The sequence below is a fragment of the Bradyrhizobium barranii subsp. apii genome, from assembly GCF_011516635.5.
Classification (GTDB): domain Bacteria; phylum Pseudomonadota; class Alphaproteobacteria; order Rhizobiales; family Xanthobacteraceae; genus Bradyrhizobium; species Bradyrhizobium barranii.
Genome location: NZ_CP096255.1, coordinates 7357664 through 7381275, shown reverse-complemented (window position 1 = coordinate 7381275; position 23612 = coordinate 7357664). Strand labels below are relative to the sequence as shown.

14 protein-coding genes and 8 pseudogenes are annotated in these 23612 nt (G+C 60.2%); 11 read left to right on the top strand and 11 right to left on the bottom strand.

Annotation, left to right across the window (positions count from 1 at the left end; genetic code table 11):
- Positions 1-165 precede the first annotated feature (165 nt).
- Entirely contained in the window at positions 166-1602 is a 1437-nt protein-coding gene (locus tag HAP41_RS35445; protein WP_166105276.1) for an IS701 family transposase, read from the top strand.
- 88 nt (positions 1603-1690) lie between these two features.
- Here HAP41_RS35445 and HAP41_RS35440 read toward each other — a convergent pair.
- Positions 1691-2263 (bottom strand): annotated as a pseudogene (locus HAP41_RS35440) (L,D-transpeptidase family protein); the annotation flags it as partial.
- A gap of 688 nt (positions 2264-2951) precedes the next feature.
- Between HAP41_RS35440 and HAP41_RS35435 the strand changes: the two are divergent.
- Positions 2952-4013: a transglycosylase gene (locus tag HAP41_RS35435; protein WP_224580656.1), complete on the top strand. Its 1062-nt coding sequence runs from the start codon at positions 2952-2954 to the stop codon at positions 4011-4013.
- A gap of 187 nt (positions 4014-4200) precedes the next feature.
- Here the strand turns inward: HAP41_RS35435 and HAP41_RS35430 are convergent.
- From HAP41_RS35430 to HAP41_RS35420, 3 genes and pseudogenes are all read right to left on the bottom strand, one after another.
- Positions 4201-4541: pseudogene (locus tag HAP41_RS35430) on the bottom strand (phosphate acetyl/acyltransferase); the annotation flags it as partial.
- A gap of 309 nt (positions 4542-4850) precedes the next feature.
- Positions 4851-5615 (bottom strand): outer membrane protein, encoded by a 765-nt coding sequence (locus HAP41_RS35425; RefSeq protein ID WP_038953383.1) that lies wholly within the window; start codon positions 5613-5615, stop codon positions 4851-4853.
- Between the two features lie 1007 nt (positions 5616-6622).
- Complete coding sequence (locus tag HAP41_RS35420; RefSeq protein WP_166086967.1) at positions 6623-7675, bottom strand: SphA family protein; 1053 nt, start codon at positions 7673-7675, stop codon at positions 6623-6625.
- Between the two features lie 336 nt (positions 7676-8011).
- Here HAP41_RS35420 and HAP41_RS50795 point away from each other — a divergent pair, with 336 nt between their 5' ends.
- Positions 8012-8266 carry a transposase gene (locus HAP41_RS50795; protein WP_166086988.1) on the top strand — a complete coding sequence of 85 codons (255 nt, stop codon included), beginning with the start codon at positions 8012-8014 and terminating at the stop codon, positions 8264-8266.
- A gap of 205 nt (positions 8267-8471) precedes the next feature.
- On the opposite strand, the gene HAP41_RS35410 is transcribed toward HAP41_RS50795, so the two are convergent.
- Complete coding sequence (locus HAP41_RS35410) at positions 8472-8993, bottom strand: Spy/CpxP family protein refolding chaperone (protein ID WP_038945733.1); 522 nt, start codon at positions 8991-8993, stop codon at positions 8472-8474.
- Positions 8994-9239: 246 nt separating this feature from the next.
- On the opposite strand from HAP41_RS35410, the gene HAP41_RS35405 reads away from it, so the two are divergent.
- The 3 genes from HAP41_RS35405 (at position 9240) to HAP41_RS35395 (ending at position 12519) form a co-directional block, all read left to right on the top strand.
- On the top strand, positions 9240-10514 hold the full coding sequence (locus HAP41_RS35405; protein ID WP_166064748.1) for an IS256 family transposase: 1275 nt from the start codon (positions 9240-9242) through the stop codon (positions 10512-10514).
- A 300-nt stretch (positions 10515-10814) separates the two neighbouring features.
- Positions 10815-11366, top strand: a complete 552-nt coding sequence (locus HAP41_RS35400) for a hypothetical protein (protein ID WP_166087001.1) — start codon at positions 10815-10817, stop codon at positions 11364-11366.
- A gap of 469 nt (positions 11367-11835) precedes the next feature.
- Positions 11836-12519 carry a helix-turn-helix domain-containing protein gene (locus HAP41_RS35395; RefSeq protein WP_038945731.1) on the top strand — a complete coding sequence of 228 codons (684 nt, stop codon included), beginning with the start codon at positions 11836-11838 and terminating at the stop codon, positions 12517-12519.
- Between the two features lie 89 nt (positions 12520-12608).
- On the opposite strand, the pseudogene HAP41_RS35390 reads toward HAP41_RS35395, so the two are convergent.
- Positions 12609-12791 (bottom strand): annotated as a pseudogene (locus HAP41_RS35390) (hypothetical protein); the annotation flags it as partial.
- An 84-nt stretch (positions 12792-12875) separates the two neighbouring features.
- Here HAP41_RS35390 and tnpA point away from each other — a divergent pair.
- Genes tnpA through tnpC form a run of 3 tightly spaced genes read left to right on the top strand, consistent with a single transcriptional unit; the run spans position 12876 to position 15304 of the window.
- A complete protein-coding gene (gene tnpA / locus HAP41_RS35385; protein WP_166073826.1) occupies positions 12876-13334 on the top strand; it encodes an IS66-like element accessory protein TnpA in 459 nt (152 codons plus the stop codon).
- A complete protein-coding gene (tnpB, locus tag HAP41_RS35380; RefSeq protein WP_166073804.1) occupies positions 13327-13680 on the top strand; it encodes an IS66 family insertion sequence element accessory protein TnpB in 354 nt (117 codons plus the stop codon). The genes tnpA and tnpB overlap by 8 nt, the downstream gene beginning before the upstream one ends.
- Positions 13681-13732: 52 nt before the next feature.
- Positions 13733-15304 (top strand): IS66 family transposase, encoded by a 1572-nt coding sequence (tnpC, locus tag HAP41_RS35375; RefSeq protein WP_166073793.1) that lies wholly within the window; start codon positions 13733-13735, stop codon positions 15302-15304.
- A 73-nt stretch (positions 15305-15377) separates the two neighbouring features.
- On the opposite strand, the pseudogene HAP41_RS35370 reads toward tnpC, so the two are convergent.
- The 4 genes and pseudogenes from HAP41_RS35370 to HAP41_RS35355 form a co-directional block, all read right to left on the bottom strand.
- Positions 15378-15937, bottom strand: a pseudogene (locus HAP41_RS35370) (outer membrane protein); the annotation flags it as partial.
- Positions 15938-16050: 113 nt separating this feature from the next.
- Positions 16051-16886, bottom strand: a pseudogene (locus HAP41_RS35365) (IS5 family transposase).
- Between the two features lie 88 nt (positions 16887-16974).
- Positions 16975-18411, bottom strand: coding sequence for an IS701 family transposase (locus tag HAP41_RS35360; protein ID WP_166105276.1), 1437 nt, complete (start codon positions 18409-18411; stop codon positions 16975-16977).
- 104 nt (positions 18412-18515) lie between these two features.
- Positions 18516-19351, bottom strand: a pseudogene (locus tag HAP41_RS35355) (IS5 family transposase).
- Between the two features lie 384 nt (positions 19352-19735).
- On the opposite strand from HAP41_RS35355, the pseudogene HAP41_RS35350 reads away from it, so the two are divergent.
- Together HAP41_RS35350 and HAP41_RS35345 are read left to right on the top strand one after the other, a co-directional pair.
- Positions 19736-20571: pseudogene (locus HAP41_RS35350) on the top strand (IS5 family transposase).
- A gap of 100 nt (positions 20572-20671) precedes the next feature.
- A pseudogene (locus HAP41_RS35345) lies at positions 20672-21064 on the top strand (transposase); the annotation flags it as partial.
- Positions 21065-21106: 42 nt separating this feature from the next.
- Here the strand turns inward: HAP41_RS35345 and HAP41_RS35340 are convergent.
- Positions 21107-22381 carry an IS256 family transposase gene (locus HAP41_RS35340; protein ID WP_166080342.1) on the bottom strand — a complete coding sequence of 425 codons (1275 nt, stop codon included), beginning with the start codon at positions 22379-22381 and terminating at the stop codon, positions 21107-21109.
- Between the last annotated feature and the right edge of the window lie 1231 nt (positions 22382-23612).

The window sequence follows — 23612 nt, the reverse complement described above, 5'->3', positions numbered from 1 at the left end:
TTACGACTCACGAAGACGGAGATCGGGGCCATCTTTCTGGGTGTGCCTTCAGCGGCAGCCGAGTTTGGAACCTGGAGACTAGTACGACTGAGTCACAAAACCGCAGGCTTTATCCGGCCGGAATCAGCGATGGTTGAAGCATGGACCATCAGCCGAGGAGGCTACATGAGCGGGCGTGGCACCAAGACCAGTGAGATGCGATTTGCGACGTATTTGGAAGGGCTTGCCAGCGTCATCGGTCATGCTGATCGGAAGGCACCGCTGCGCGACTATTGCGTCGGCCTCATGGCCTGTGGCGGTCGTAAGAGCGTGGAGCCAATGGCGGCGATGACGGCTCCGGAACGGACGGCCGCCCAACATCAATCGCTGCTGCATTTCGTCGGCAGCGGCGCCTGGTCGGATGAGAAGGTGCTGGGCAAGGTACGAGAGATGGTCCTGCCGGCGATCGAACGCCAGGGCCCGATCGAAGCTTGGATCATCGATGACACCGGATTTCCCAAGCAGGGGCGACATTCGGTTGGAGTTGCACGGCAATATTGCGGGCAGCTCGGCAAGCAGGATAATTGCCAGGTGGCGGTGTCATTATCGATTGCCAATCACCACGCCAGCCTGCCTGTTGCCTACCGCCTTTATCTTCCGAAGGAATGGACTGAGGATTGCGATCGGCGGCGCAAGGTGGGCATTCCTGCCGAAGTCGGCTTCCGGACCAAGCCGGAGATCGCGCTGGAGCAGTTGCGGTGGGCCTGTGCGACCGGCCTTCCGCGTGGTGTCGTGCTGATGGACGCGGGCTATGGCAACAACAGCGATCTGCGCACGGAGATCACGGCGCTGGGATTGACCTATGTGGCGGGTCTTCTGTCGAGCACAACGGTATGGGCGCCCGGCACCGGTCCCTTGCCGCCGAAGCCATGGTCGGGCCGCGGCCGTCCCCCGAAACTGATGCGCCGCAACCGTCAGCGTCGGCCGGCCGCCGTTAAAGCGCTCGCGATCGGCCTGCCGGCCAAAGCTTGGCGCACCATCACGTGGCGGCAAGGAACGAACGAAAAGCTGAGCTCGCGCTTTGCCCGCGTGCGGGTCCGTGCCGCGCACCGTGATTATTGGCAAACCACCCAGCGGTTGGAGGAATGGTTGCTGATCGAATGGCCGAAAGGCGAGGACCAGCCTACCAAATACTGGCTCTCGACATTGCCGGAGGATGTGGCATTCCGGACTCTCGTAGAGACGGCTAAATTGCGCTGGCGCATCGAACGCGACTATCAGGAACTCAAGCAGGAGGTCGGGCTTGGCCACTTCGAGGGACGCGGCTGGCGCGGCTTTCATCATCACGCAACGATGTGCATTGCAGCCTTCGGATTCCTGATCTCCGAGCGGGAGGCGTTTCCCCCCTCAGGCGCTCGGCGCGCCCGGCCGATCCCGCTCGCTCGCGTTTCCGCGGATTACAGACCCCGCGGTTCTGCCGCTACGGACCCAACGTCACATTCCAAATTCGATCACGACGATGCGACGGCGACTCGAACAAGGGCTGGTCCGAACGTTGTCGAGATGTCCTTGTTGTGCAATCAAGTTCGCCCATTTCACAGACCACCATTTGTGACGCAGTAAGACTAGTGGCTTCTGGAGTCTCGGTCTTGGACACCGGTGATCCATGCGTTGCCGCGGCTGTGCTAACGCTCTTACCCACGACTGTGGCAGCCTGAAATTCCGGCGAACCGGACACTGCTTTCGGCTTAAAGAGGTGCGGACTGGTTATCTCGACCGGCTGGACATCGTGGTGCGCAATGATCACGCGCGTGCCGCGCTTCGTGAGATGCCAGAGTCGAATGGCAAAGTCATTTTTCAAACGGATGCAGCCGTGTGACGCCGGATGCCCAGGCACGACACCGGCATGCAACGCAATCCCTGACCAGGTGATGCGCTGCATGTAGGGCATGGGGGCAGAGCTATAAATATTTGAGCGGTGCCATCGTTGTTTGCTGATCACGCTGAATACGCCCAGGGGTGTAGGATGCCCCTGAGTTCCCGTGGACACCGTCGAGCGTGCGATCAGTGCCCCGTTGTCAAAAAGCGAGACCCGTTGGTCAGCGATCGAGATGATGATCTGGAGCGGGCCCTTCGGAGGGGCCTCGGGCCGAGCGTTCTTCGCAGATCCAGAGTTTGTCTGCCGGTGATAGTGCTTGTGTTTGAACGGAGCGTAGTGGCCTGGCCAGAACCTGTCCTGCGGCCAAAACGGAAACTGAGCGTGTGCGATCCCTGTAGAGAGCATGAAAGCGGCGAAAGCTATTATTGGAGTCTGCCTCCTCATTCAGTGCCTCATGCAGTGAAGTTGCATGCGAGGTCCAACGCAAAAAGCGTGGCGTTACCGACCATAGCCTCGTCTTCAAATCTGGTCGCAGTGGGTCGAAAATTGGACCAATTCCAATGACGAGGCCAATCTGCCGGAAGAAGACAATCGGCAATAGCCGTCGCGCTGATCGCCGGGCCGATCAATGTACGGTGTGAGGGCCGTTGCGACGGACGCTTTGATCTTGGGCAATGGGTTCGGTTCGCTCAGATGATCCCATAAATCGTCAACGACAGACCGCTCGAAGGGACGGCATCCCCGACTACGGCCACTCAAGCGCACCTGTTGGTCCGACATTCACCATGACCGGCTCGCCGCGAACTAGCCGCATGCGTCGCATGGGTCCGAAACTTCCCAACACGCTTACGTCGCAGAACAATTGCTTGCCGCCGGCGCGTTGCATGCGGGCAACACTTCGTGGAAAAGATGATGAACCGCGGTTTGCGCCATTGCGCGGCCATGTCTCGACCCGAAAATTCACCCGTCGCGTGCTTGGCTGTGCAGCATTGCTCGGGTGGGGCCTTTGGAGGCGACGGGATGATGAACCCGCGGCGATTTACGGCAGTGGTGCCGACGTTTTGCGGAACGGTCGTTCTCGCGGGGGGGATCGTTGGCTGGCTGGCTGGCTGGCTTCGGTTCGGCCGGCACCGAGAACATCGGCGCAGTGCCAATCGAGGATCGCGCAGCATCGCTCGCCGCCAACGCCAGGCTCGCGGATGAACCGCAGGCAATCGCAATGGACAACGCCGTTGTCGCTAACACCGTTGTCGCGAACGCTGCTGTGGCTGGCGCCGAAGTGGCGACGGCCGCCGAACCCGCGGCGGGGACGGCCACCGACACGACGGCGGCTTCGGATAAGCCGGAATCGATCGTCGTGGCTGCGTTGCCCGATCCGTCGCAGATGCTGTCGGCCGATTTACCGCCCGTGCAGGAATCGGTGGACTTGGGCCACCATGATGTCGCCCAACCGGGGCCGACAACGCGCAATGCCTCCAACTCGGCGCCGGTGACGCAGGATTTTCGCTATCTCATCTATTACGTCTGGTCCGAACTGCCTCCTGCCGAGAAACCGGCGGAGATCGTCTTAAAGTCACTCAAGGACATCCCGGTCGGAACGCCGGTCGAGGAGATCAAGCGCGCTTCCGACGCTTTCGGTCTGGACTTCCATTTCATGAAAGCGGTTGCCAAGATCGAGTCCGGTTTCGACCCCAAGCAGCGCACGGGGTCGTATATCGGCCTGTTTCAACTGAGCAAGTACGAGTTCAACAAATTCGGCTCCGGGCAGATTCTTGATCCCCGCGACAATGCCATTGCGGCAGCCTACAAGGTCATTACCGAAGGCATTCTGTTCGAGTGGGTGACGCAGAAGAAGCCGACCTTGAGTGATCTTTACTTGATCCATCAACAAGGCTGGGAAGGCGCCGCCGAGCACATCAGCCAACCCGATCGCATCGCTTGGAAATCCATGTGTGCCACCAGCGAAGGGAGGGAGAAACGCGAAAAATGGTGCAAACGCGCGATCTGGCGGAATAGCCTTCCGGCAGTCAAAGCCGAGTGGAAATCGGTGGATAAGCTGACATCGGGGGCGTTCGTCGGAATGTGGCGCGAGCGGGTTGCGCATTTCCAATCGAAATACATGGCTACCGCCGACGCCGAACGGGCGAACCAGTAGATTTCCGTTGAGTGGTTGGTAGGAGTTGCCGCACGCGCGGGCCGAGCGGGGGCCTCACCGCCGCCGCGAGACGTGGTGTCGCTCAGTGGTCGCGCAGGACGCGCTTTACGTTTTCAACGACTCGCTCGGACCATTCCTACTGCGCGCTAACGAGGTGATCGATCAGATGCCGATGTCTGGTTGTGGCCCGGTCCATGCGTAGACCGCCGGCCTTGGCCGTGATGCTACACATCAGCTCGTCGGTGTGCAGACTGCCTTTCATCAGCATCTCGCCGTGGGCAGCGTGGATCAGTTCGACGGCCTTAGCGGCGGCCGCCTCGCTGTGCGGCGCATCGACGATTTCGATTCTCGCGATGTCGAGCCCGTGAGTGTCGGCCGTGTCTCTGATCTTTCCCTCCGGACCCACCAGGATCGGTCGGATGATGCCCGCGCTGGCGCTGTCGAGGACGCCGCAGCGCAGGGAGGTCTCGTCGCAGGGGTGCACCACGACGGTCTGAACGGGATCGATCGAGCGGGCGCTGCGATCAGAGTATCGTACTTGCTCGGAGTGCTCGTGTGGGCGTTTGCGGTAGCCTGGTCGACTGACTCATCGCTGGCGTTTCATTCACGCCTTTCAGGGCTACTGGGCGGTTTTTGACCTCAGCAACTCCGGCCTGAGAAGTTCGAGGCCGCTCAACTATCGTCGGCTTATTGGGCTGACCGAAAGCAGCCGCAACATCCGTAAACCGGCGCTCTCACCCACCTCAGACATTGCAAAGATGCAGCAACCGCTAGCCATACATAGCCCGCAAAAAAGCCCCGGCGAGCCGGGGCTTTGGTTTGCGCAGACTGGAGCGATCAGTATCTCGCCGCGACAGGAGCTTTTCCATACCCGCCGAAGCGATAGTTGAAGCGCACAGTGACCATATCCACGTCTTGGCTGATCCGGTCGTTGAGTACGGCCGCAAGCCGCGGATCGGCCACGGAGAAGGAGTTGTTCGCATGTCCCATCCACAGATGATCGTATTCAACACCGACCGACCAGTTTTGTGCGAAGCCATACTCCCAGCCGACACCCAGCGCGCCGCCCCAGCGCGTGTTATCTGCCGAGACCAGACCGATCCCGGTGGTGTTGTCGAATATTGTCAGGCGATTGCTGGTTACGGCCGCGCCGCCCTTCACGTAGAGCAGTGACGCGTTCCACGCCCAACCGAGTTGGCCCGTGAAGAGACCGATGGCGTCGGTCTTAACTGTGGTTGAAAGCGTCGGGTTGAACAGGCTGACGCGCGTGTTGCTGAGGTCGGCCCAATCGCCCTGCGCTTCCAATCCGAACACAAATTGATTGGATTGCCAGCGATACCCGACCTGCCCGCCGACAACGCCACCCGACCGATCCCGGCAACCGCTTGCAACTGTGCCTGCGAGCGTGACGAAATCCACGCAATTGTGGCTTTGGCCCCATCCGCCGTTGGCGCCGATGTAGAAACCGGTCCAGTCATAGATCGGAGCGACCACCGGCGGCGGCGCCTTGGTGTAGGGGCGTGCCGCCATATCAGCCGCCGACGCGGGGGCCGCCATGCTCACTGCCAGCAAGGCCACGCCACTTAACAAAATCTTCCTCATTATTCTCGCTCCATCCACGTTTCACCCGAACGATGCCGGTTCTTTTTTGGATGTCCGGCGTTCCAGCTCGAACCTAGCTGAGCCGACTAGCATTCGATGTGCCTAAGCGGCAACAGTCGGGAAAATTTGGAAATGTGCGCGCTCTAGTTGAGTAAGCGCTATTGACCAATCAACGAAGGAATTTGCGACTTAGAATTTGCGGCAGCGGCGGTTTGTTGGCCCCTTAGCCGAAGGTCGATTGAGCGCGTGTCATGTCGGCTGTCAGGGGCAAACCGGACGCCGATCCAACTTGGCGTCCACCGCTGCTTTTGACCCAATTGAGACATGAGCATTCCATGATTTGTGCAGCGCGCATGAACGCAGTGCACCATTCCCCTCGACGCCTTTTCCTGCTGGCCTGAGTATTTGGAGCAGTCATGTGCAAAGCTTTGGCGAAAACTATGTCGCTCGATGCGCTGCACATATTCATTGACATCTGGTGACAGTGGCCGACATTGACGGCCATGGTAGATAATAGGAGTAGGTGCAATGAGGGCTTACTCAATTGTCGGGCTGCTGTTTGCGGCAGTGGTGTTGGCGACGATTCCAGTCTCGCCGCAGGTTACATCGCGTGGCGTCGTGGAGTTAAGCGTTGATCAAGCGCAGGCCTACACGTATCGTCGCGCCCGCGTGACTGCGCGTCGTGTCGACCGTCGCGATTACCGCCATACGCGTCGTGCCGTGCGGCGTGGTGTCTACTAACGGAGCGCGATGCGCGCCGACAAGGTACGAGACGGTGATCAAAGTGCTCGATCACTCGCCCGCGCCGACGATTGATTGAGTAAATCACTGCGGTTCGTGCATGTCGTTTGCTGCGGCGATGAGTCCAGGTCTGGCCCATCAGCGAAGTGGTGACACGCCTCATTGAGGTCCGTTCAACGAGGCCGACTTGCTTACGTTGAGTCCTTCGCATTTTGACCCATTTGAGACATCGGCCGATCGCAGCCGATGTCCGGTTGGCACGAGGTTTATTTCACAACCAGATGCTTCGTGCGCGCTATGGCGGCAGGCGCGGACGGGGAAATGGTGAACGTCAGCCAGGTATTCCATCCTGACGGACGGTTGGCTGCACCGAATTCGCCGTATCCCCTCAGGCTAAGGGAGCCCTGCATGTCTGCGACCGGGAAGCCGTACCCGATTTGCGGACCGACACCGAAAACGCGTGACCTGAAGCCACCGAGGATCGGGTTCTGGCCGGAATCGTCGGTGATTTGCTGGTAGGCATATCCGACAATGCCGAGGAAAAGCTGCTTGGTGAGGTAGTGCGATGCGCCCCAGTCGAAGTGGAAATCGATGCCGCTCCGGTACAGGGTATCAGGATTCCTGAAATTGTAGGTAAGGCCGGCGACGCCCGAGATTTCGTTTCCTGCCGCCGGGTCGAAATAGGTATAGGCGCCTCCAATGTCGATCGCGCCGTGCCCGAGCCCGATGTTGGGAATCCGCGTCGGATCATAGTCGCCGACGGGAATATTGCCCGTGACGTAAGCCATGTAATTGTCGACGCCATGGCTCCATAGCAGTTGCGCGAATGGCGCGAGGTCGCCGTAGGAGGTAAGTGAGCCTTCGAGCATTCCGGTGCGCGTCATCACAATCGGTCCGGCTATCGCTGTCAGTGTTCCGGCGATACTGGTGGCGGCTCTGCCGTACTGGCCGGACATGCCTACGACCAACTGCCCGCCAAGCACCGCCGTCGTGAAAGTATACGATGGCGCAAGGGCGATCAGGTCGGCCCGACCGCTCAGACTCAGATTTAGATTAACGTTGACGTTCGCGGGGATTTTGCCGGCCAGGATCTCTTTGGCCGCAGCAGCGCCCCCGGTTGCGGCGACGCCGGAATGGTAATCGATGACACTGAGCGCCCAGCCCGGTGTCTGCTGCATGGCCACGAGGCTCGCAAACTGACCCGGAAACCAGAACGAGCTACCGCCCTGGTCGGCATGCGAAACATCAGCGCAAAGCACGAGAGCAGCAACCGCTGCCGCATAGTTGATGACGCGGCTTCCCGGTTTGTTTGATCTCATTGCAATTCTCTGGGCGGCATTTGCAACCAGTGGCGGCTACTGCAAAGCGCTCCGCGAACCGCGGGGCCCCAAGTTAGACGGCATTCAATACTAGGGCACAAGCAGCGTCGAAATCCGTGACAGAATGGTAACAGCGGGGGATATTTGTATTACGGCGATGACGCAGTCTCGGCTCGACCAAGAGTTGCTTGCGCTGGAGATATTCGGTTTTCTTTGCCGGAGCGAGGTCTTTTCCTGGGTCATCGCGACAAGTGTGGGAGGTCTTGCTGAGGTCTGCTGTTGGCGGCAGAGCCGACTTGATTTTGCTCACCGCAAGTATTGCGGCTCGTGGGCTGTGTGGAAACGCTGCTGCTTTGCCATGATTCTCTCGTGATTCTGCGGGGGGAAGCAGAGAGGCGCTTCGTTGAGCAGGCGGATCGTGGGCAATGGACACTATTGCCTGAATGCCTGAACCCGCTCGCTATGCGCCAACGTCGCGAGACAGTCGAGCATCCGTTCGGCACGATGAATGCACGCATGGGAGGGATCCACTTCCTCACTAGAACGCTCCCAAAAGTAGCCGCCGAGATGGCACTCTCGGTTCTGGCCTGACACGGGTCATCAACATCGTCGGGATCAAGCCGCTGATCTATGTGATCGCGGCCTGAGGCCGAGCCGGTCTTGGCTTGCTATCGGCTCATCTACAAAAGTGTGCTTCTACAGCCAAGACCCTTAGCAAACATCGTCTAGGCATACAGTCAGTTAGCTGCGTATGCTCCGACCATTATGCATTAGGTTCGAATTGAACTGCTTTGGCTCAGTCCTCGTCCTCGGACAGCGCACGGCGCCGGTCTACGGCATCACTCATATCGTGGAGTACCAGAATCGCGATGGCCGCCATGCGCTGCCTCTGTTCGGGATTAAGCGTTTTGTAGAGTGGCTGCCACGCCTCGGCGAGTTTATCCAAATCGGCTGATCGTTGAGCCAATGCTTCCGAGCGCCGCTGCAAGAAGGTGATAGGGTCACGATTGCGCAGGGCTTCGACACGGTTTTCGTCGGCCCGTCTACCCACTGTTTCTCCGATTTTTGCAAGGCGGGCTTTCCGGTCCTCCGCCCTGGCACGAATGGCGCTCTCTACAGCGGGCCAGTATTTCTCCTGGTCAGGTGTCAGCTGCAACGCGGCCTTTACCAGATCAATCCTCATGTCCGTCAGCGTATTCCGGTCGGCTGCATTTAACCGTTCCGGAGTCGCAGAAGAGGTTTGCGAGGTTTGCGCGTTGGCAATCGGGGATGCAGCAAGGAAGAGTGCGGTTGTTCCGGCAACTACTATTTTCAACATCGGCCATCTCCTAGGCGAGTTGCCCCACACGACAATGGTGACGCACTGCGCGGTTACGTTGATCTAAATCAGGGAACCAGCGCCGCCCAGTGTTCGTCCTTTTACATCTCGGAAATCAATCTCGTATCGACGGCGGACGGCGAGGCCGGGGATGTCCCGGGTTCTGTTGAATTTCTGAAGAGGTCGGCGTTGCCCACCTTGAGCCGGTAGGCTCGGGGTGCTGATTCCACAAAGGAGAGCAACGCCATGACGAGAGATATCACACCGGCTGGTTGGCCGGCGACCGGGGCTGTGGAGAAATCATTTGCGGAAGTGCGAGCGAGCTTCGATCGGTTCTGCCTTGCGGCAGGAATCGAGGCGCTCGGCACGATGATGGAGGCGGATGTGACAGCGGCCTGCGGGCCGCGCCACGGTCGTGATGCGGCGCGGCGGGCGCACCGTTGGGGCCGAACGCGGGGGCGGATCGGTTTCCACGGCGGCAAGATCGAGGTCGATCGCCCGCGGGTCCGGGGCATGGACGGCCGCGAGGTCACGATCCCGAGCTGGGAAACGGCGGCGCAGGAGGACTGGCTCGGTCGCTGGGCGATGAACCTGATGCTGATCAATGTGTCGACGCGCCGGTTCGGCCGCGCCGTCCGGCTGCCCGAGGGTGACGTGCCGGCACCGCCCGGATCGGGGATTTCGAAGTCGGCGGCCTCGCGGAGGTTCGTGGCTCTGTCGGCGGCGCGGCTGGCCGACTTCATGGCTGCCGATCTGTCCGCGCTCGACCTTCTGGTGGTCCAAATCGACGGGCTGCATCTCGACGACGATCTCGTGCTGGTGGCCGCGATCGGGGTTGACGGCGAAGGCAACAAGCATCCGCTGGCGCTGGTGGAAGGGGCGACCGAGAATGCAGCAACGGTTCAGGCCCTGCTGGACAACCTGGTCTCGCGCGGGCTCGACCCGACGGTGCCAAGACTGTTCATCGCCGACGGCGCGAAGGCGTTGTCGAAGGCGATCCGCCGCACCTTCGGTTCGGCCGCTGCGATCCAGCGCTGCCAGATCCACAAGGCGCGCAACATCATGGAACGCCTGCCGAAAGAGCATCATGCGGCCACCCGCCGGGTGCTGCGCCAGGCCTGGGAGCTCGATGACGCCGACAAGGCTGAAAAATTGATCCGCAATCTCGCGCGTCGACTCGACCAGCAATGGCCCGGCGTTGCGGCCAGTATCCTCGAAGGCCTCGACGAAATCCTGACTGTCGTCCGGTTGAAGTTGCCGAAGGAGCTTCGCCGATCGCTCGCCTGTACCAATATCGCCGAGAACATGATGGGCACCATTCGCCGCGTCACGCGCAACGTTAAACGCTGGCGGGATGCCGGTATGGCCTTGCGATGGGTCGCGGCCGGTATGATCGAGGCCAACAAGGGCTTCCGACGATTGAAGGCGCATAAGCAATTGTCGGTTCTGCGTGCGGCCCTTCAAGCTCACCACGATCGCATGACAATCAAGTCCGTTGCCCACGTCACGAGGGCTGCGTAATATTCATTCCGGCAACGTCGACCCGACGTAGTTCAACAGCGATCGGGACATCCCCGCGAGGCCGGGCACGTTCAGACCTTTGTGGGGTTTGGCCCCTCCAAGGAAGAGGCAGAGAAGAGCGCCCTGGGATGGTGCTCGCATATCAGGTTCGATCTTGAGACCTGTTTGAATTCGGATCGCCTGACCGCTCGCAACTCTCCGTCAGACGGAGGTGACGCCGCACTTCATCTCAAGTACATGAAGGCAGTTGCGCGCATTACCGGCTGCAGTTAGAGCGCGTTCGCGAGCGATCGAACGCGCTTGATCTATATCAAGCAGCTCGTGGCCATCTTGCTGCAGGTAACAGACGACGTAGAGCCCAGGTCAATGTTTCGGGGGCGCACCGGAGCGACCGGCATGCCACTGGCGGCATATTTCTGGAAGGTCGGAGCAGTGTTGCTCGCACTGCTCTTTGTTGCAGATTATTGGCTGCCGAGGGCCCCGACCGTCGATCAGGCGGCTGCGGACCGGCCGGCCATACTTATCCACTCAGATCGCAAATGGCCCGAGCGTATTGTCTTCGATACCCAGTCGCCGGTGATCGTCGCCGCTGCGCCCGTGGCCGAGGCGACCGAGGTCGCAACTTCATCGGATGTGGCCGAACCGCCCGTTACCGTCCCACTGAGCCCGGCGGTGGCGAATTCTTTCGCGATGCTGCCGAAACAGGATACACGCCCGCCTGAAACCGTCGATCGCAAGCGACAACGCAAGATGTTGCATGTTGCGGCTCGACCGAGGCGAAACGTCCAGCCGCAGATGCTTCTGGCGGCACGACAAGGACAGTTCGGCTGGTTCGGCTTCAGAACCTGGTGATCGGCGTCCGGATAAGATCCAAACGCCGAGTCTCGCGGCTCCTATTCGTACATCGCACAGACATTTCCCTGCCAACGGAGACACCTGCGCACTGCACGCCGGGTTTGGCGGATCGTCGTCCTTGCAACGCAGACGCCGTTGATCCGCGTTCTGCCCACTCCGCAGGCGGCCGCGACCGGCGTGTTCAGGCTCTCGGATTGGGGAAGCGTCGGGGAGCAAATTGAACACGTCCACCAACAATCACCGTAGCGCCGGTCTTAAGCTGCAGACCGATGGCAGATTTCTGCGCCGCAGCGCCGCAACCAAACAGATCCAAACTCGGGCATTGTTGTTCTTTGGTGCAATGAACTTTAGGACAATACCGAGAATGCACTATCCCTGAAAATATTGTCACCATGCACGCCCCTAACCCGGCACCGGAATTGCACGGATACCAGGCCCATCATCACAAGATTAAGGAATGGGTCCAATGCTGATGCATATCACATCAGTGTCGGTGCCTCATCCGCACTCCCTTTGCGAACTGGGGATACCGACCGAAACCAATCCGATCGTCAGCCTGAGCCAACTTACCTATCGGAAGTGCAACAAGATCTACGGCGAAAAGGAACCCGCCGATTATGTCTATCAGGTCAAGTCAGGCGCGGTACGAAGCTACAAGCTGCTTCGTGATGGCCGCCGGCAAATCGGCGCCTTTTACGTTTCCGGCGATATCTTCGGACTGGAGAATGGAAGCCTGCACCGTTCTACGGCAGAAGCCGTCGTGGACACGACGGTTCGCCTCATTCGGCGACAGAATCTCGATGTAATTTCCGGCAGTGATGGCGCGCTGGCCAAGCATCTGCTCCGCATGACCACCAGCAATCTGAAGCATGCGGAAGACCATATGCTGCTCCTTGGACGCAAAACTTCGATCGAGCGCGTCGCGGCCTTCATCCTTGAGATGGACGAGCGGCTCACCGACGCCGGCATTTTGGCACTGCCAATGTCACGGCGTGATATCGCGGACTACCTTGGACTCAAGCTGGAAACCGTTTCGCGGGCGTTATCGCATCTGCGCAAGCTTGGCATCCTCGGCTTCATCGGTGCCACCCACCGCCAGATCGTACTGTTGGACCGGCAGCAACTCGCCGGCTTCGATCGTCAGAATTGACAGCCGGGTCGAAGCGAAGACCCTTTGCCGTTCCTAATTGAGCGGCCCCGGTGCCATGCCGGGACCTCTAATCTGCGCGGAAGTACGGTTCAATAGCGAGCGGTGACCGGTGCCGAATAACCGCCGAAACGATAGTTCAACCGAAGTGTGACCATGTCCACATCCTGACTGACCCCGTTGCCGAGAAGGGTGATGCCCCCTGGCGTGACCACGCCCGCGAAGGACGTGGTGTCACGCCCCATCCAGAGATGGTCGTATTCGATGCCGAACGACCGTAAGCGCGAATTTCTCCGCACCTTTTGCTTTTGAGAGTCCTGATGCATGAGGTGTCCACCAAAATAGGTGGACACCTTGTGATGAGCGACGATGATCAGAAACTGCGGGTCAGGCTTGTCGGCCGGAACGGTCGCCGGCGCTACGAGGCGGCATCGAAAGAGCGTCTTGTCGCGGCCTGCCTTGAGCCTGGGGTTTCGGTATCGAGGCTTGCACTCGAACATGGGGTCAACGCGAACCTCCTTCGGAAGTGGATCAAGAAGCACAGCGCGACCAGGTCGCTGCCGCCGTCCTCACGCCCGGCGTTCATCCCGGTTCAGCTTGAGGGGAAGTCCGAGCGGGACCTGTCGCGAAAAGACAGCGTGGCGACGGTTGATTTGCCGGCTTACGATGAAGTGCGTGGTTCGGAACCCAAAGGGACTCCAGCTTTTTGTTCTCCGGCCAAAGTGAGCGTGTCGCTGCCGAATGGCGTGAAGCTCGCGCTGGAATGCGGCGATGTGGATGCATTGACGGCGATCATCGGAGCGCTGGGCGATGTTTAGACTGGGCGATGACCTGCAGGTCTATCTGCACCGTGAGCCGATCGACTTCCGGGCTGGCATCAACAGCCTTGCGGTCCTGGTCCAGGAGACGATGGCGCTCGATCCATTCACTCCGGCGGTTTTTGCGTTCTGCAATCGCCGTTGCGACCGGATGAAGCTTCTGTTCTTCGATCGGTCCGGCTTTGTACTGGTCCTGAAGCGGCTGACCGAAGACAGGTTCCGATGGCCGCGCCGCCAGGAGGCGATCGTCACGCTGACGACGGAGCAATTGCACTGGATCCTTGACGGCATCGATATCGATGCGATGGTCCGCCATCCGGTGCGGCAATATCAGGTTGCCGGCTGAGCTCTCGAGTTGAGCGGTTGACGCGTCGGTACGGTTCAGATTCAAGAATTCGATGAATCGAACCGGCGATCCGAGTGTTGAAGTGCTGTTGGCACGCATTGCTGCGCTGCAGGCGGAGAACCATCAACTCGCCGACCGCGTCGCCAAGCTCGAGGAAGAACTGGCGCTGGCACGCCTGCATCGTTTTGCGCCGCGCAGCGAAAAGCATGTTGATCGTCTCTTCAATGAAGCCGAGCAGGCCTCCGATGAGGAGGACGCCGGCAGTGAAACGAACAATATCGCCGAACTTCCGGACACGGGCTTGCCACCCGTCGAAAACACAATGGGAAAGAAGCGCGGCCGCAAGCCGCTGCCGGGGAACCTACCTCGTGAGCGCGTCGAGTATGACCTGTCCGACGATCAGAAGGCGTGTCCTTGCTGCCGTGGCCAGATGCATCGCATGGGCGAGGCTGTCACCGAGCAACTTCATATCGAGGTGAAGGCGAAGGTTTTACAGAATGTGCGCTTCAAATATGCGTGCCGCCATAGCGATCGCACCGGGATCCACGCCCCTGTCGTGACCGCGCCGATGCCGCCGCAACCATTGCCGGGCAGCGTTGCCACGCCCTCGACGCTGGCGTTCGCGCTGGTTCACAAATATGTCGATGGCACGCCGCTCTACCGCCTGGCGCAGGCCTTCGAACGTGCAGGTGTTCCTGTCAGCCGCGGCGCTTTGGGCCACTGGGTGATTGGCTCGAGCGAGAAGCATCTGCATCGCATCTACGACGCCCTGAAGCTGCGGCTCAGATCACAACCTCTCATCCATGGCGACGAGACAACGGTTCAGGTCCTCAAGGAGAAGGACAAACGGGCCACCAGCACATCGTACATGTGGGCTTATCGCAGCGGCAAGGGCAGCCACGAGCCGATCGTTCTTCTGGATTATCAGCCGGGCCGCGGCCAAATCCACCCGCAAGCCTTCCTCGGCGATTACCGTGGCATTGTAATGAGTGACGGCTATACCGCATGGCGCACGCTGGAAGGGGCCACCCACATTGGATGCATGGCCCACTCCCGACGGCGCTTTGTCGATGCCCTCAAAGCCAGGAAGAAGGGCGGCGGTCCGCCCGAGCAAGCGCTGCGGTTCTTTGAACAGCTCTACCGGGTTGAAAGGCGGGCGTGGGACGGAATACCGGAGAAGGGTGAAACACAGGCCTACTGCATTCGCCGCTTCCGCCAGCAACATAGTGTCCCCATCCTCAATGCTCTCAAAGTATGGCTCGATGACATGGCCCCGAAGGTCTTGCCTGACAGCAAGCTCGGCGACGCCGTATCCTACACCCGAAACCAATGGGAATATCTGACGCGCTACACCGGGGACGGCAGCATGCCGATTGACAACAATCTTCTGGAGCGCGACATCAGGGTTTTTGCAACTGGCAGGAAGAGTTGGTTGTTCAGCGATACCGTGGACGGAGCCAAGGCCAGTGCCGTCGTCTATAGCCTGATGCTGACCTGCCGCGCCTCACGTGTCGAGCCGTTAGCGTGGTTGCGCCACGTCCTCACCGAATTGCCTCAGCGCGCCGGCGACGCCGATATTACAGACCTGCTGCCCTTCAACTTCCACAAAGCCGCCACTGCCTGAACGGCTCGGTATCGCCCGATACCAGGGCAATCCATCAAAACCGCCGGCGTGCGAAGAAAATCGCGCTTACGAACGACCAATTCGGCGAGAAACCGTATTCCCAGCCGACACCGAGGGCACCGCCCCAGCGCGTGTGACCTGCGGAGTCAGGCCGACTCCGGTGAGGTTGTTGAAGACATCAAAGCGATTGCGCGTCACCGCAGCGCCACCCTTCACATAGAACAGCGACGCTTTCCATTCCCATCCGAATTGAGCCGTGAACAGCCCAATGCCATCAATCTTGCCTGTGGTTGAGATCAATGGATCGATCAAGCTGACGCGTGTGTTCTTGATCTCGGCCCAGTCGCCCTGCGCCTCCAAGCCGAGCACAGACTGGTTCGTTTGCCAGCGGTACCCGATCTGCCCGCCAACAAGGCCGCCCGAACGATCAGCGCAACCACCTGCGACTGTCCCGGCGGGCGTCAGGAAATCCACGCAACCATGGCTCTGCCCCCAGCCTCCGTTGGCGCCAATGTAGAATCCGCTCCAGTTGTAGATCGCCACCACCGGTGCCGGCGGTGCCGCCTTGACGGCCATATCGGCGGCCATGGCAGGAGCCGTCATGCTCAGCGCTGCGAGACTGAGCGCAGCCATCGAAGGCCTTTTCAGCGTCCCTATCCCCTTGCTCAGATCTCTCTCGTTCAGAGAACGCGAGCTCTTATGAAGTGCTGCGAACGTCCACAAGTCTAAGAGTCTGTCCGGAAAGATTACCTTGGATTGCATAGCTTTCGCAGCATGAGTCGGATGGAGGCCAGCTTGAGAAAGGCGAGCGCCCTGTGATTGAAGCATTCCCAATCTTTGGACAGTCTTCGGCATCGCCCGAGCCAGGCAAAGGTACGCTCGACGATCCAGCGTTTGGGCAAGACGACGAAACGGTGAGCCTGATCGGAGCGTTTGACGATTTCGAGGTTCACGCGCTTCAGAGCGCTACGCAGCCCCTTCTGGAAATGTGGCCCTTGATATCCGCCGTCGGCGTAGAGCTTCAGAAGAAAGGGATAGAGGCCGAACAACGTTGCCATCAGGAGCACGCCGCCGTCGCGATCCTGGATGTCCGCCGCATGCACGATGGCGTGCATCAAGAGGCCTTGCGTGTCGACGAGAATGTGCCGCTTCTTGCCCTTGATCTTCTTGCCCGCGTCGTAGCCATGGAGATCATGAGGCCCCCTTTTTCAGCGCTTTTCACGCTCTGGCTATCGATGATGGCGGCGGTGGGAGAAGCCTCGCGCTCGGCCCTTTCGCGACATTCGACATAGAGGGCGTGATGAATTTTATCGAGCGTGCCGTTCCAGCTCCACAGATCGAAGTAGCCATACAGCGTCGAGCGCGGCGGCAGGTCCTTGGGGATCGCGCGCCACTGGCAACCTGTGCTCAGGATGTACATCAGCCCGTTGGCAATCTCGCGCAGGTCCACCGTACGCTTGTTGCCGCCGCGCTTGGCCGGCGGGATGCGAGGCGCGATCAGCGCCCACTCCTCGTCGGTCAAGTCGCTCGGATAGCGCAGGCGGCTGCGGTCGTAGCGTGCACGGTTCTCGGTAGTCCACATTGGCGGCGCGTCCCCATCGAATCAGGCCGCTCACCTTGAATCACAACCGATTCATTCGACTCAACATGTTTTGGAACAGACACTAATCTTACTGCGTCACAAACGGTGGTCTGTGAAATGGGCGAACTTGATTGCACAACAAGGACATCTCGACAACGTTCGGACCAGCCCTTGTTCGAGTCGCCGTCGCATCGTCGTGATCGAATTTGGAATGTGACGTTGGGTCCGTAGCGGCAGAACCGCGGGGTCTGTAATCCGCGGAAACGCGAGCGAGCGGGATCGGCCGGGCGCGCCGAGCGCCTGAGGGGGGAAACGCCTCCCGCTCGGAGATCAGGAATCCGAAGGCTGCAATGCACATCGTTGCGTGATGATGAAAGCCGCGCCAGCCGCGTCCCTCGAAGTGGCCAAGCCCGACCTCCTGCTTGAGTTCCTGATAGTCGCGTTCGATGCGCCAGCGCAATTTAGCCGTCTCTACGAGAGTCCGGAATGCCACATCCTCCGGCAATGTCGAGAGCCAGTATTTGGTAGGCTGGTCCTCGCCTTTCGGCCATTCGATCAGCAACCATTCCTCCAACCGCTGGGTGGTTTGCCAATAATCACGGTGCGCGGCACGGACCCGCACGCGGGCAAAGCGCGAGCTCAGCTTTTCGTTCGTTCCTTGCCGCCACGTGATGGTGCGCCAAGCTTTGGCCGGCAGGCCGATCGCGAGCGCTTTAACGGCGGCCGGCCGACGCTGACGGTTGCGGCGCATCAGTTTCGGGGGACGGCCGCGGCCCGACCATGGCTTCGGCGGCAAGGGACCGGTGCCGGGCGCCCATACCGTTGTGCTCGACAGAAGACCCGCCACATAGGTCAATCCCAGCGCCGTGATCTCCGTGCGCAGATCGCTGTTGTTGCCATAGCCCGCGTCCATCAGCACGACACCACGCGGAAGGCCGGTCGCACAGGCCCACCGCAACTGCTCCAGCGCGATCTCCGGCTTGGTCCGGAAGCCGACTTCGGCAGGAATGCCCACCTTGCGCCGCCGATCGCAATCCTCAGTCCATTCCTTCGGAAGATAAAGGCGGTAGGCAACAGGCAGGCTGGCGTGGTGATTGGCAATCGATAATGACACCGCCACCTGGCAATTATCCTGCTTGCCGAGCTGCCCGCAATATTGCCGTGCAACTCCAACCGAATGTCGCCCCTGCTTGGGAAATCCGGTGTCATCGATGATCCAAGCTTCGATCGGGCCCTGGCGTTCGATCGCCGGCAGGACCATCTCTCGTACCTTGCCCAGCACCTTCTCATCCGACCAGGCGCCGCTGCCGACGAAATGCAGCAGCGATTGATGTTGGGCGGCCGTCCGTTCCGGAGCCGTCATCGCCGCCATTGGCTCCACGCTCTTACGACCGCCACAGGCCATGAGGCCGACGCAATAGTCGCGCAGCGGTGCCTTCCGATCAGCATGACCGATGACGCTGGCAAGCCCTTCCAAATACGTCGCAAATCGCATCTCACTGGTCTTGGTGCCACGCCCGCTCATGTAGCCTCCTCGGCTGATGGTCCATGCTTCAACCATCGCTGATTCCGGCCGGATAAAGCCTGCGGTTTTGTGACTCAGTCGTACTAAGAGTCTGTCCGGAAAGATTACCTTGGATTGCATAGCTTTCGCAGCATGAGTCGGATGGAGGCCAGCTTGAGAAAGGCGAGCGCCCTGTGATTGAAGCATTCCCAATCTTTGGACAGTCTTCGGCATCGCCCGAGCCAGGCAAAGGTACGCTCGACGATCCAGCGTTTGGGCAAGACGACGAAACGGTGAGCCTGATCGGAGCGTTTGACGATTTCGAGGTTCACGCGCTTCAGAGCGCTACGCAGCCCCTTCTGGAAATGTGGCCCTTGATATCCGCCGTCGGCGTAGAGCTTCAGAAGAAAGGGATAGAGGCCGAACAACGTTGCCATCAGGAGCACGCCGCCGTCGCGATCCTGGATGTCCGCCGCATGCACGATGGCGTGCATCAAGAGGCCTTGCGTGTCGACGAGAATGTGCCGCTTCTTGCCCTTGATCTTCTTGCCCGCGTCGTAGCCATGGAGATCATGAGGCCCCCTTTTTCAGCGCTTTTCACGCTCTGGCTATCGATGATGGCGGCGGTGGGAGAAGCCTCGCGCTCGGCCCTTTCGCGACATTCGACATAGAGGGCGTGATGAATTTTATCGAGCGTGCCGTTCCAGCTCCACAGATCGAAGTAGCCATACAGCGTCGAGCGCGGCGGCAGGTCCTTGGGGATCGCGCGCCACTGGCAACCTGTGCTCAGGATGTACATCAGCCCGTTGGCAATCTCGCGCAGGTCCACCGTACGCTTGTTGCCGCCGCGCTTGGCCGGCGGGATGCGAGGCGCGATCAGCGCCCACTCCTCGTCGGTCAAGTCGCTCGGATAGCGCAGGCGGCTGCGGTCGTAGCGTGCACGGTTCTCGGTAGTCCACATTGGCGGCGCGTCCCCATCGAATCAGGCCGCTCACCTTGAATCACAACCGATTCATTCGACTCAACATGTTTTGGAACAGACACTAAGATTTTCAAGCGACTGGCGGTCGCCAAGTCTTGCGTAGCCATCCACGATTAACTCGATTGCAATCGACATAACGCTACCTCAAAATTGTATTTCGGATTTGCAATATGACAGCCTAGCGGGCAATGAGGTTGAAGTAAATCGATAATGGAACCTTCGCAAGTGCGCTAGGTCAAGCCTAATCGGCAGCCACGTTGAAAGCGCGCAGAGGTTCTAAGTGTCTGTTCCAAAACATGTTGAGTCGAATGAATCGGTTGTGATTCAAGGTGAGCGGCCTGATTCGATGGGGACGCGCCGCCAATGTGGACTACCGAGAACCGTGCACGCTACGACCGCAGCCGCCTGCGCTATCCGAGCGACTTGACCGACGAGGAGTGGGCGCTGATCGCGCCTCGCATCCCGCCGGCCAAGCGCGGCGGCAACAAGCGTACGGTGGACCTGCGCGAGATTGCCAACGGGCTGATGTACATCCTGAGCACAGGTTGCCAGTGGCGCGCGATCCCCAAGGACCTGCCGCCGCGCTCGACGCTGTATGGCTACTTCGATCTGTGGAGCTGGAACGGCACGCTCGATAAAATTCATCACGCCCTCTATGTCGAATGTCGCGAAAGGGCCGAGCGCGAGGCTTCTCCCACCGCCGCCATCATCGATAGCCAGAGCGTGAAAAGCGCTGAAAAAGGGGGCCTCATGATCTCCATGGCTACGACGCGGGCAAGAAGATCAAGGGCAAGAAGCGGCACATTCTCGTCGACACGCAAGGCCTCTTGATGCACGCCATCGTGCATGCGGCGGACATCCAGGATCGCGACGGCGGCGTGCTCCTGATGGCAACGTTGTTCGGCCTCTATCCCTTTCTTCTGAAGCTCTACGCCGACGGCGGATATCAAGGGCCACATTTCCAGAAGGGGCTGCGTAGCGCTCTGAAGCGCGTGAACCTCGAAATCGTCAAACGCTCCGATCAGGCTCACCGTTTCGTCGTCTTGCCCAAACGCTGGATCGTCGAGCGTACCTTTGCCTGGCTCGGGCGATGCCGAAGACTGTCCAAAGATTGGGAATGCTTCAATCACAGGGCGCTCGCCTTTCTCAAGCTGGCCTCCATCCGACTCATGCTGCGAAAGCTATGCAATCCAAGGTAATCTTTCCGGACAGACTCTAAGTGTCCGACCGAAAAATAAGTTGAGTGATATCAGCGAGTTCTGATTCCATCGGTGTTGCGAAGCATCAAAGGGATCGAGAATGTGGACTGATATCACCCGGGCACAGTTTGCCCGAGAGGAGCTGCGTTTGCCAAGCGACTTGACGGATGCGGAATGGGGCGTGCTGGAGAGGTTGCTTCCTGTGCGGGCCAATCGCGGGCGGCGCCCGAAATGGAGCTATCGCGACATCGTCGAGGCAGTACTCTATCTGCTGCGCGGCGGATTGCCGTGGCGCATGCTGCCGCCCACTCTGTTTCCACCAATGACCACGGTGCAGTACTATTTCTACCAATGGCGCGACAGCGGATTGTGGCAATCGATCAACCACGCACTCCTGATGCTGGCGCGCGAGGCGATCGGCCGGGAGGCCTCGCCGACGGCCGGCGTGATCGACAGCCAATCGGGCAAGACCACGGAAAGGGGGATGTCCCGATCGCTGTTGAACTACGTCGGGTCGACGTTGCCGGAATGAATATTACGCAGCCCTCGTGACGTGGGCAACGGACTTGATTGTCATGCGATCGTGGTGAGCTTGAAGGGCCGCACGCAGAACCGACAATTGCTTATGCGCCTTCAATCGTCGGAAGCCCTTGTTGGCCTCGATCATACCGGCCGCGACCCATCGCAAGGCCATACCGGCATCCCGCCAGCGTTTAACGTTGCGCGTGACGCGGCGAATGGTGCCCATCATGTTCTCGGCGATATTGGTACAGGCGAGCGATCGGCGAAGCTCCTTCGGCAACTTCAACCGGACGACAGTCAGGATTTCGTCGAGGCCTTCGAGGATACTGGCCGCAACGCCGGGCCATTGCTGGTCGAGTCGACGCGCGAGATTGCGGATCAATTTTTCAGCCTTGTCGGCGTCATCGAGCTCCCAGGCCTGGCGCAGCACCCGGCGGGTGGCCGCATGATGCTCTTTCGGCAGGCGTTCCATGATGTTGCGCGCCTTGTGGATCTGGCAGCGCTGGATCGCAGCGGCCGAACCGAAGGTGCGGCGGATCGCCTTCGACAACGCCTTCGCGCCGTCGGCGATGAACAGTCTTGGCACCGTCGGGTCGAGCCCGCGCGAGACCAGGTTGTCCAGCAGGGCCTGAACCGTTGCTGCATTCTCGGTCGCCCCTTCCACCAGCGCCAGCGGATGCTTGTTGCCTTCGCCGTCAACCCCGATCGCGGCCACCAGCACGAGATCGTCGTCGAGATGCAGCCCGTCGATTTGGACCACCAGAAGGTCGAGCGCGGACAGATCGGCAGCCATGAAGTCGGCCAGCCGCGCCGCCGACAGAGCCACGAACCTCCGCGAGGCCGCCGACTTCGAAATCCCCGATCCGGGCGGTGCCGGCACGTCACCCTCGGGCAGCCGGACGGCGCGGCCGAACCGGCGCGTCGACACATTGATCAGCATCAGGTTCATCGCCCAGCGACCGAGCCAGTCCTCCTGCGCCGCCGTTTCCCAGCTCGGGATCGTGACCTCGCGGCCGTCCATGCCCCGGACCCGCGGGCGACCGACCTCGATCTTGCCGCCGTGGAAACCGATCCGCCCCCGCGTTCGGCCCCAACGGTGCGCCCGCCGCGCCGCATCACGACCGTGGCGCGGCCCGCAGGCCGCTGTCACATCCGCCTCCATCATCGTGCCGAGCGCCTCGATTCCTGCCGCAAGGCAGAACCGATCGAAGCTCGCTCGCACTTCCGCAAATGATTTCTCCACAGCCCCGGTCGCCGGCCAACCAGCCGGTGTGATATCTCTCGTCATGGCGTTGCTCTCCTTTGTGGAATCAGCACCCCGAGCCTACCGGCTCAAGGTGGGCAACGCCGACCTCTTCAGAAATTCAACAGAACCCGGGACATCCCCTTGGTCTATCTCAAGCCTTCCAACGGCCAGCGCCGGAAGCTCGCATGCTTTCACACGAGAGCCGGACCCATCCCCTGCCGTGAGAGGTCGGGATGTTTGGACGGTTAAGGGAGGTGCAGAATGATCAGGTTGATTGCTATTGCCGGCTTCGCCTTATCGGTCGCAGTATCGGCGCAAGCCATGACACCTGCTCCGATTACTCCTCCGCCCAACGGCATGATCACTGAAGTCGCTGCTGCCTGCGGCGCGGGTAGGACACGAGTTAACGGTGTGTGCGTCGCAAGAACCACCGTCCGCCATACCCGTCGAGCCGTCCGCAGATGTGCGACCGGAATGACTTGCTAGCGCGCCGATGGCTTAAGCGGTGCAACCACGAAGGCTGAGACGACCCGAAACTGTCACTAGCGGCATTCTGCAATCAAGGTTGCCCGAAGCCGCTGATGGAGCGGCTGCTGGGTGTGATGGTCGCCGCACATGATCCAGATCAACGCTGTCGCTCGACTGCCGAAAAAATTGGCGCATGGCAAGACGGCTTTCCATTATCGAAGTGGGGGCGATTGCGATTATCGTTCTCAGCGTGGCTGTACTCGCCTTCGTCGGGTTTTCCATTTGGGCAGAATTATGAAGGCCGGGGTGCGCCGAGACTAACGCCATCCTCCACGCGCTCCCGGCGCACCGCCTCGCTCGCCGAGTTCTTCGACTTGAGCCACGTCTTCGATAGTCCGCCGTCCGCTTCGACACGATCCCTTCCAGCCCCATCTGGCAGAAGTGCTTGAAGATCGTCGGGCCGCCGCCGGTCAGGTGTTCGTTGAAGCGGATGGCGCGCGACTGTTGAGCGCGAGCCACACCACGTCCTTTTTCTTGGTCTGTGGGTTCGTAGAGTTGGCACGTCGCGTCATTTCGCTGTGCTAGGCATCCGTCGCCACGACGACACAGAACAGGCGTCAAGGGTGAGGCCATTAGAAGGCCCTACAGCGCGCCGCCAGCGCCGGGCTACCGGACACCGGCAAGCCGCACCAGTTTTCCAGCCACTGGCTTAGTCGTGAACGGTCGGGGCCAACTCCAGACCATAGCGGCTTCGGCCTGCTTTCTCTCATCCGCGGAGTTGCGTGGCAAGAACACTCCAAGAAAC

What these genes read in the sequence shown, in the direction of transcription:
- HAP41_RS35445 (WP_166105276.1), top strand. Translation starts at nt 166, where the DNA reads ATGAGCGGGCGTGGCACCAAGACCAGTGAGATGCGATTTGCGACGTAT.
- HAP41_RS35340 (WP_166080342.1), bottom strand. Translation starts at nt 22,381, where the DNA reads ATGACGAGAGATATCACACCGGCTGGTTGGCCGGCGACCGGGGCTGTG.
- HAP41_RS35425 (WP_038953383.1), bottom strand. Translation starts at nt 5,615, where the DNA reads ATGAGGAAGATTTTGTTAAGTGGCGTGGCCTTGCTGGCAGTGAGCATG.
- tnpB (WP_166073804.1), top strand. Translation starts at nt 13,327, where the DNA reads ATGTTTAGACTGGGCGATGACCTGCAGGTCTATCTGCACCGTGAGCCG.
- HAP41_RS35360 (WP_166105276.1), bottom strand. Translation starts at nt 18,411, where the DNA reads ATGAGCGGGCGTGGCACCAAGACCAGTGAGATGCGATTTGCGACGTAT.
- HAP41_RS35395 (WP_038945731.1), top strand. Translation starts at nt 11,836, where the DNA reads ATGCTGATGCATATCACATCAGTGTCGGTGCCTCATCCGCACTCCCTT.
- HAP41_RS35410 (WP_038945733.1), bottom strand. Translation starts at nt 8,993, where the DNA reads ATGTTGAAAATAGTAGTTGCCGGAACAACCGCACTCTTCCTTGCTGCA.
- HAP41_RS35405 (WP_166064748.1), top strand. Translation starts at nt 9,240, where the DNA reads ATGACGAGAGATATCACACCGGCTGGTTGGCCGGCGACCGGGGCTGTG.
- tnpC (WP_166073793.1), top strand. Translation starts at nt 13,733, where the DNA reads ATGAATCGAACCGGCGATCCGAGTGTTGAAGTGCTGTTGGCACGCATT.
- HAP41_RS35420 (WP_166086967.1), bottom strand. Translation starts at nt 7,675, where the DNA reads ATGAGATCAAACAAACCGGGAAGCCGCGTCATCAACTATGCGGCAGCG.
- tnpA (WP_166073826.1), top strand. Translation starts at nt 12,876, where the DNA reads ATGAGCGACGATGATCAGAAACTGCGGGTCAGGCTTGTCGGCCGGAAC.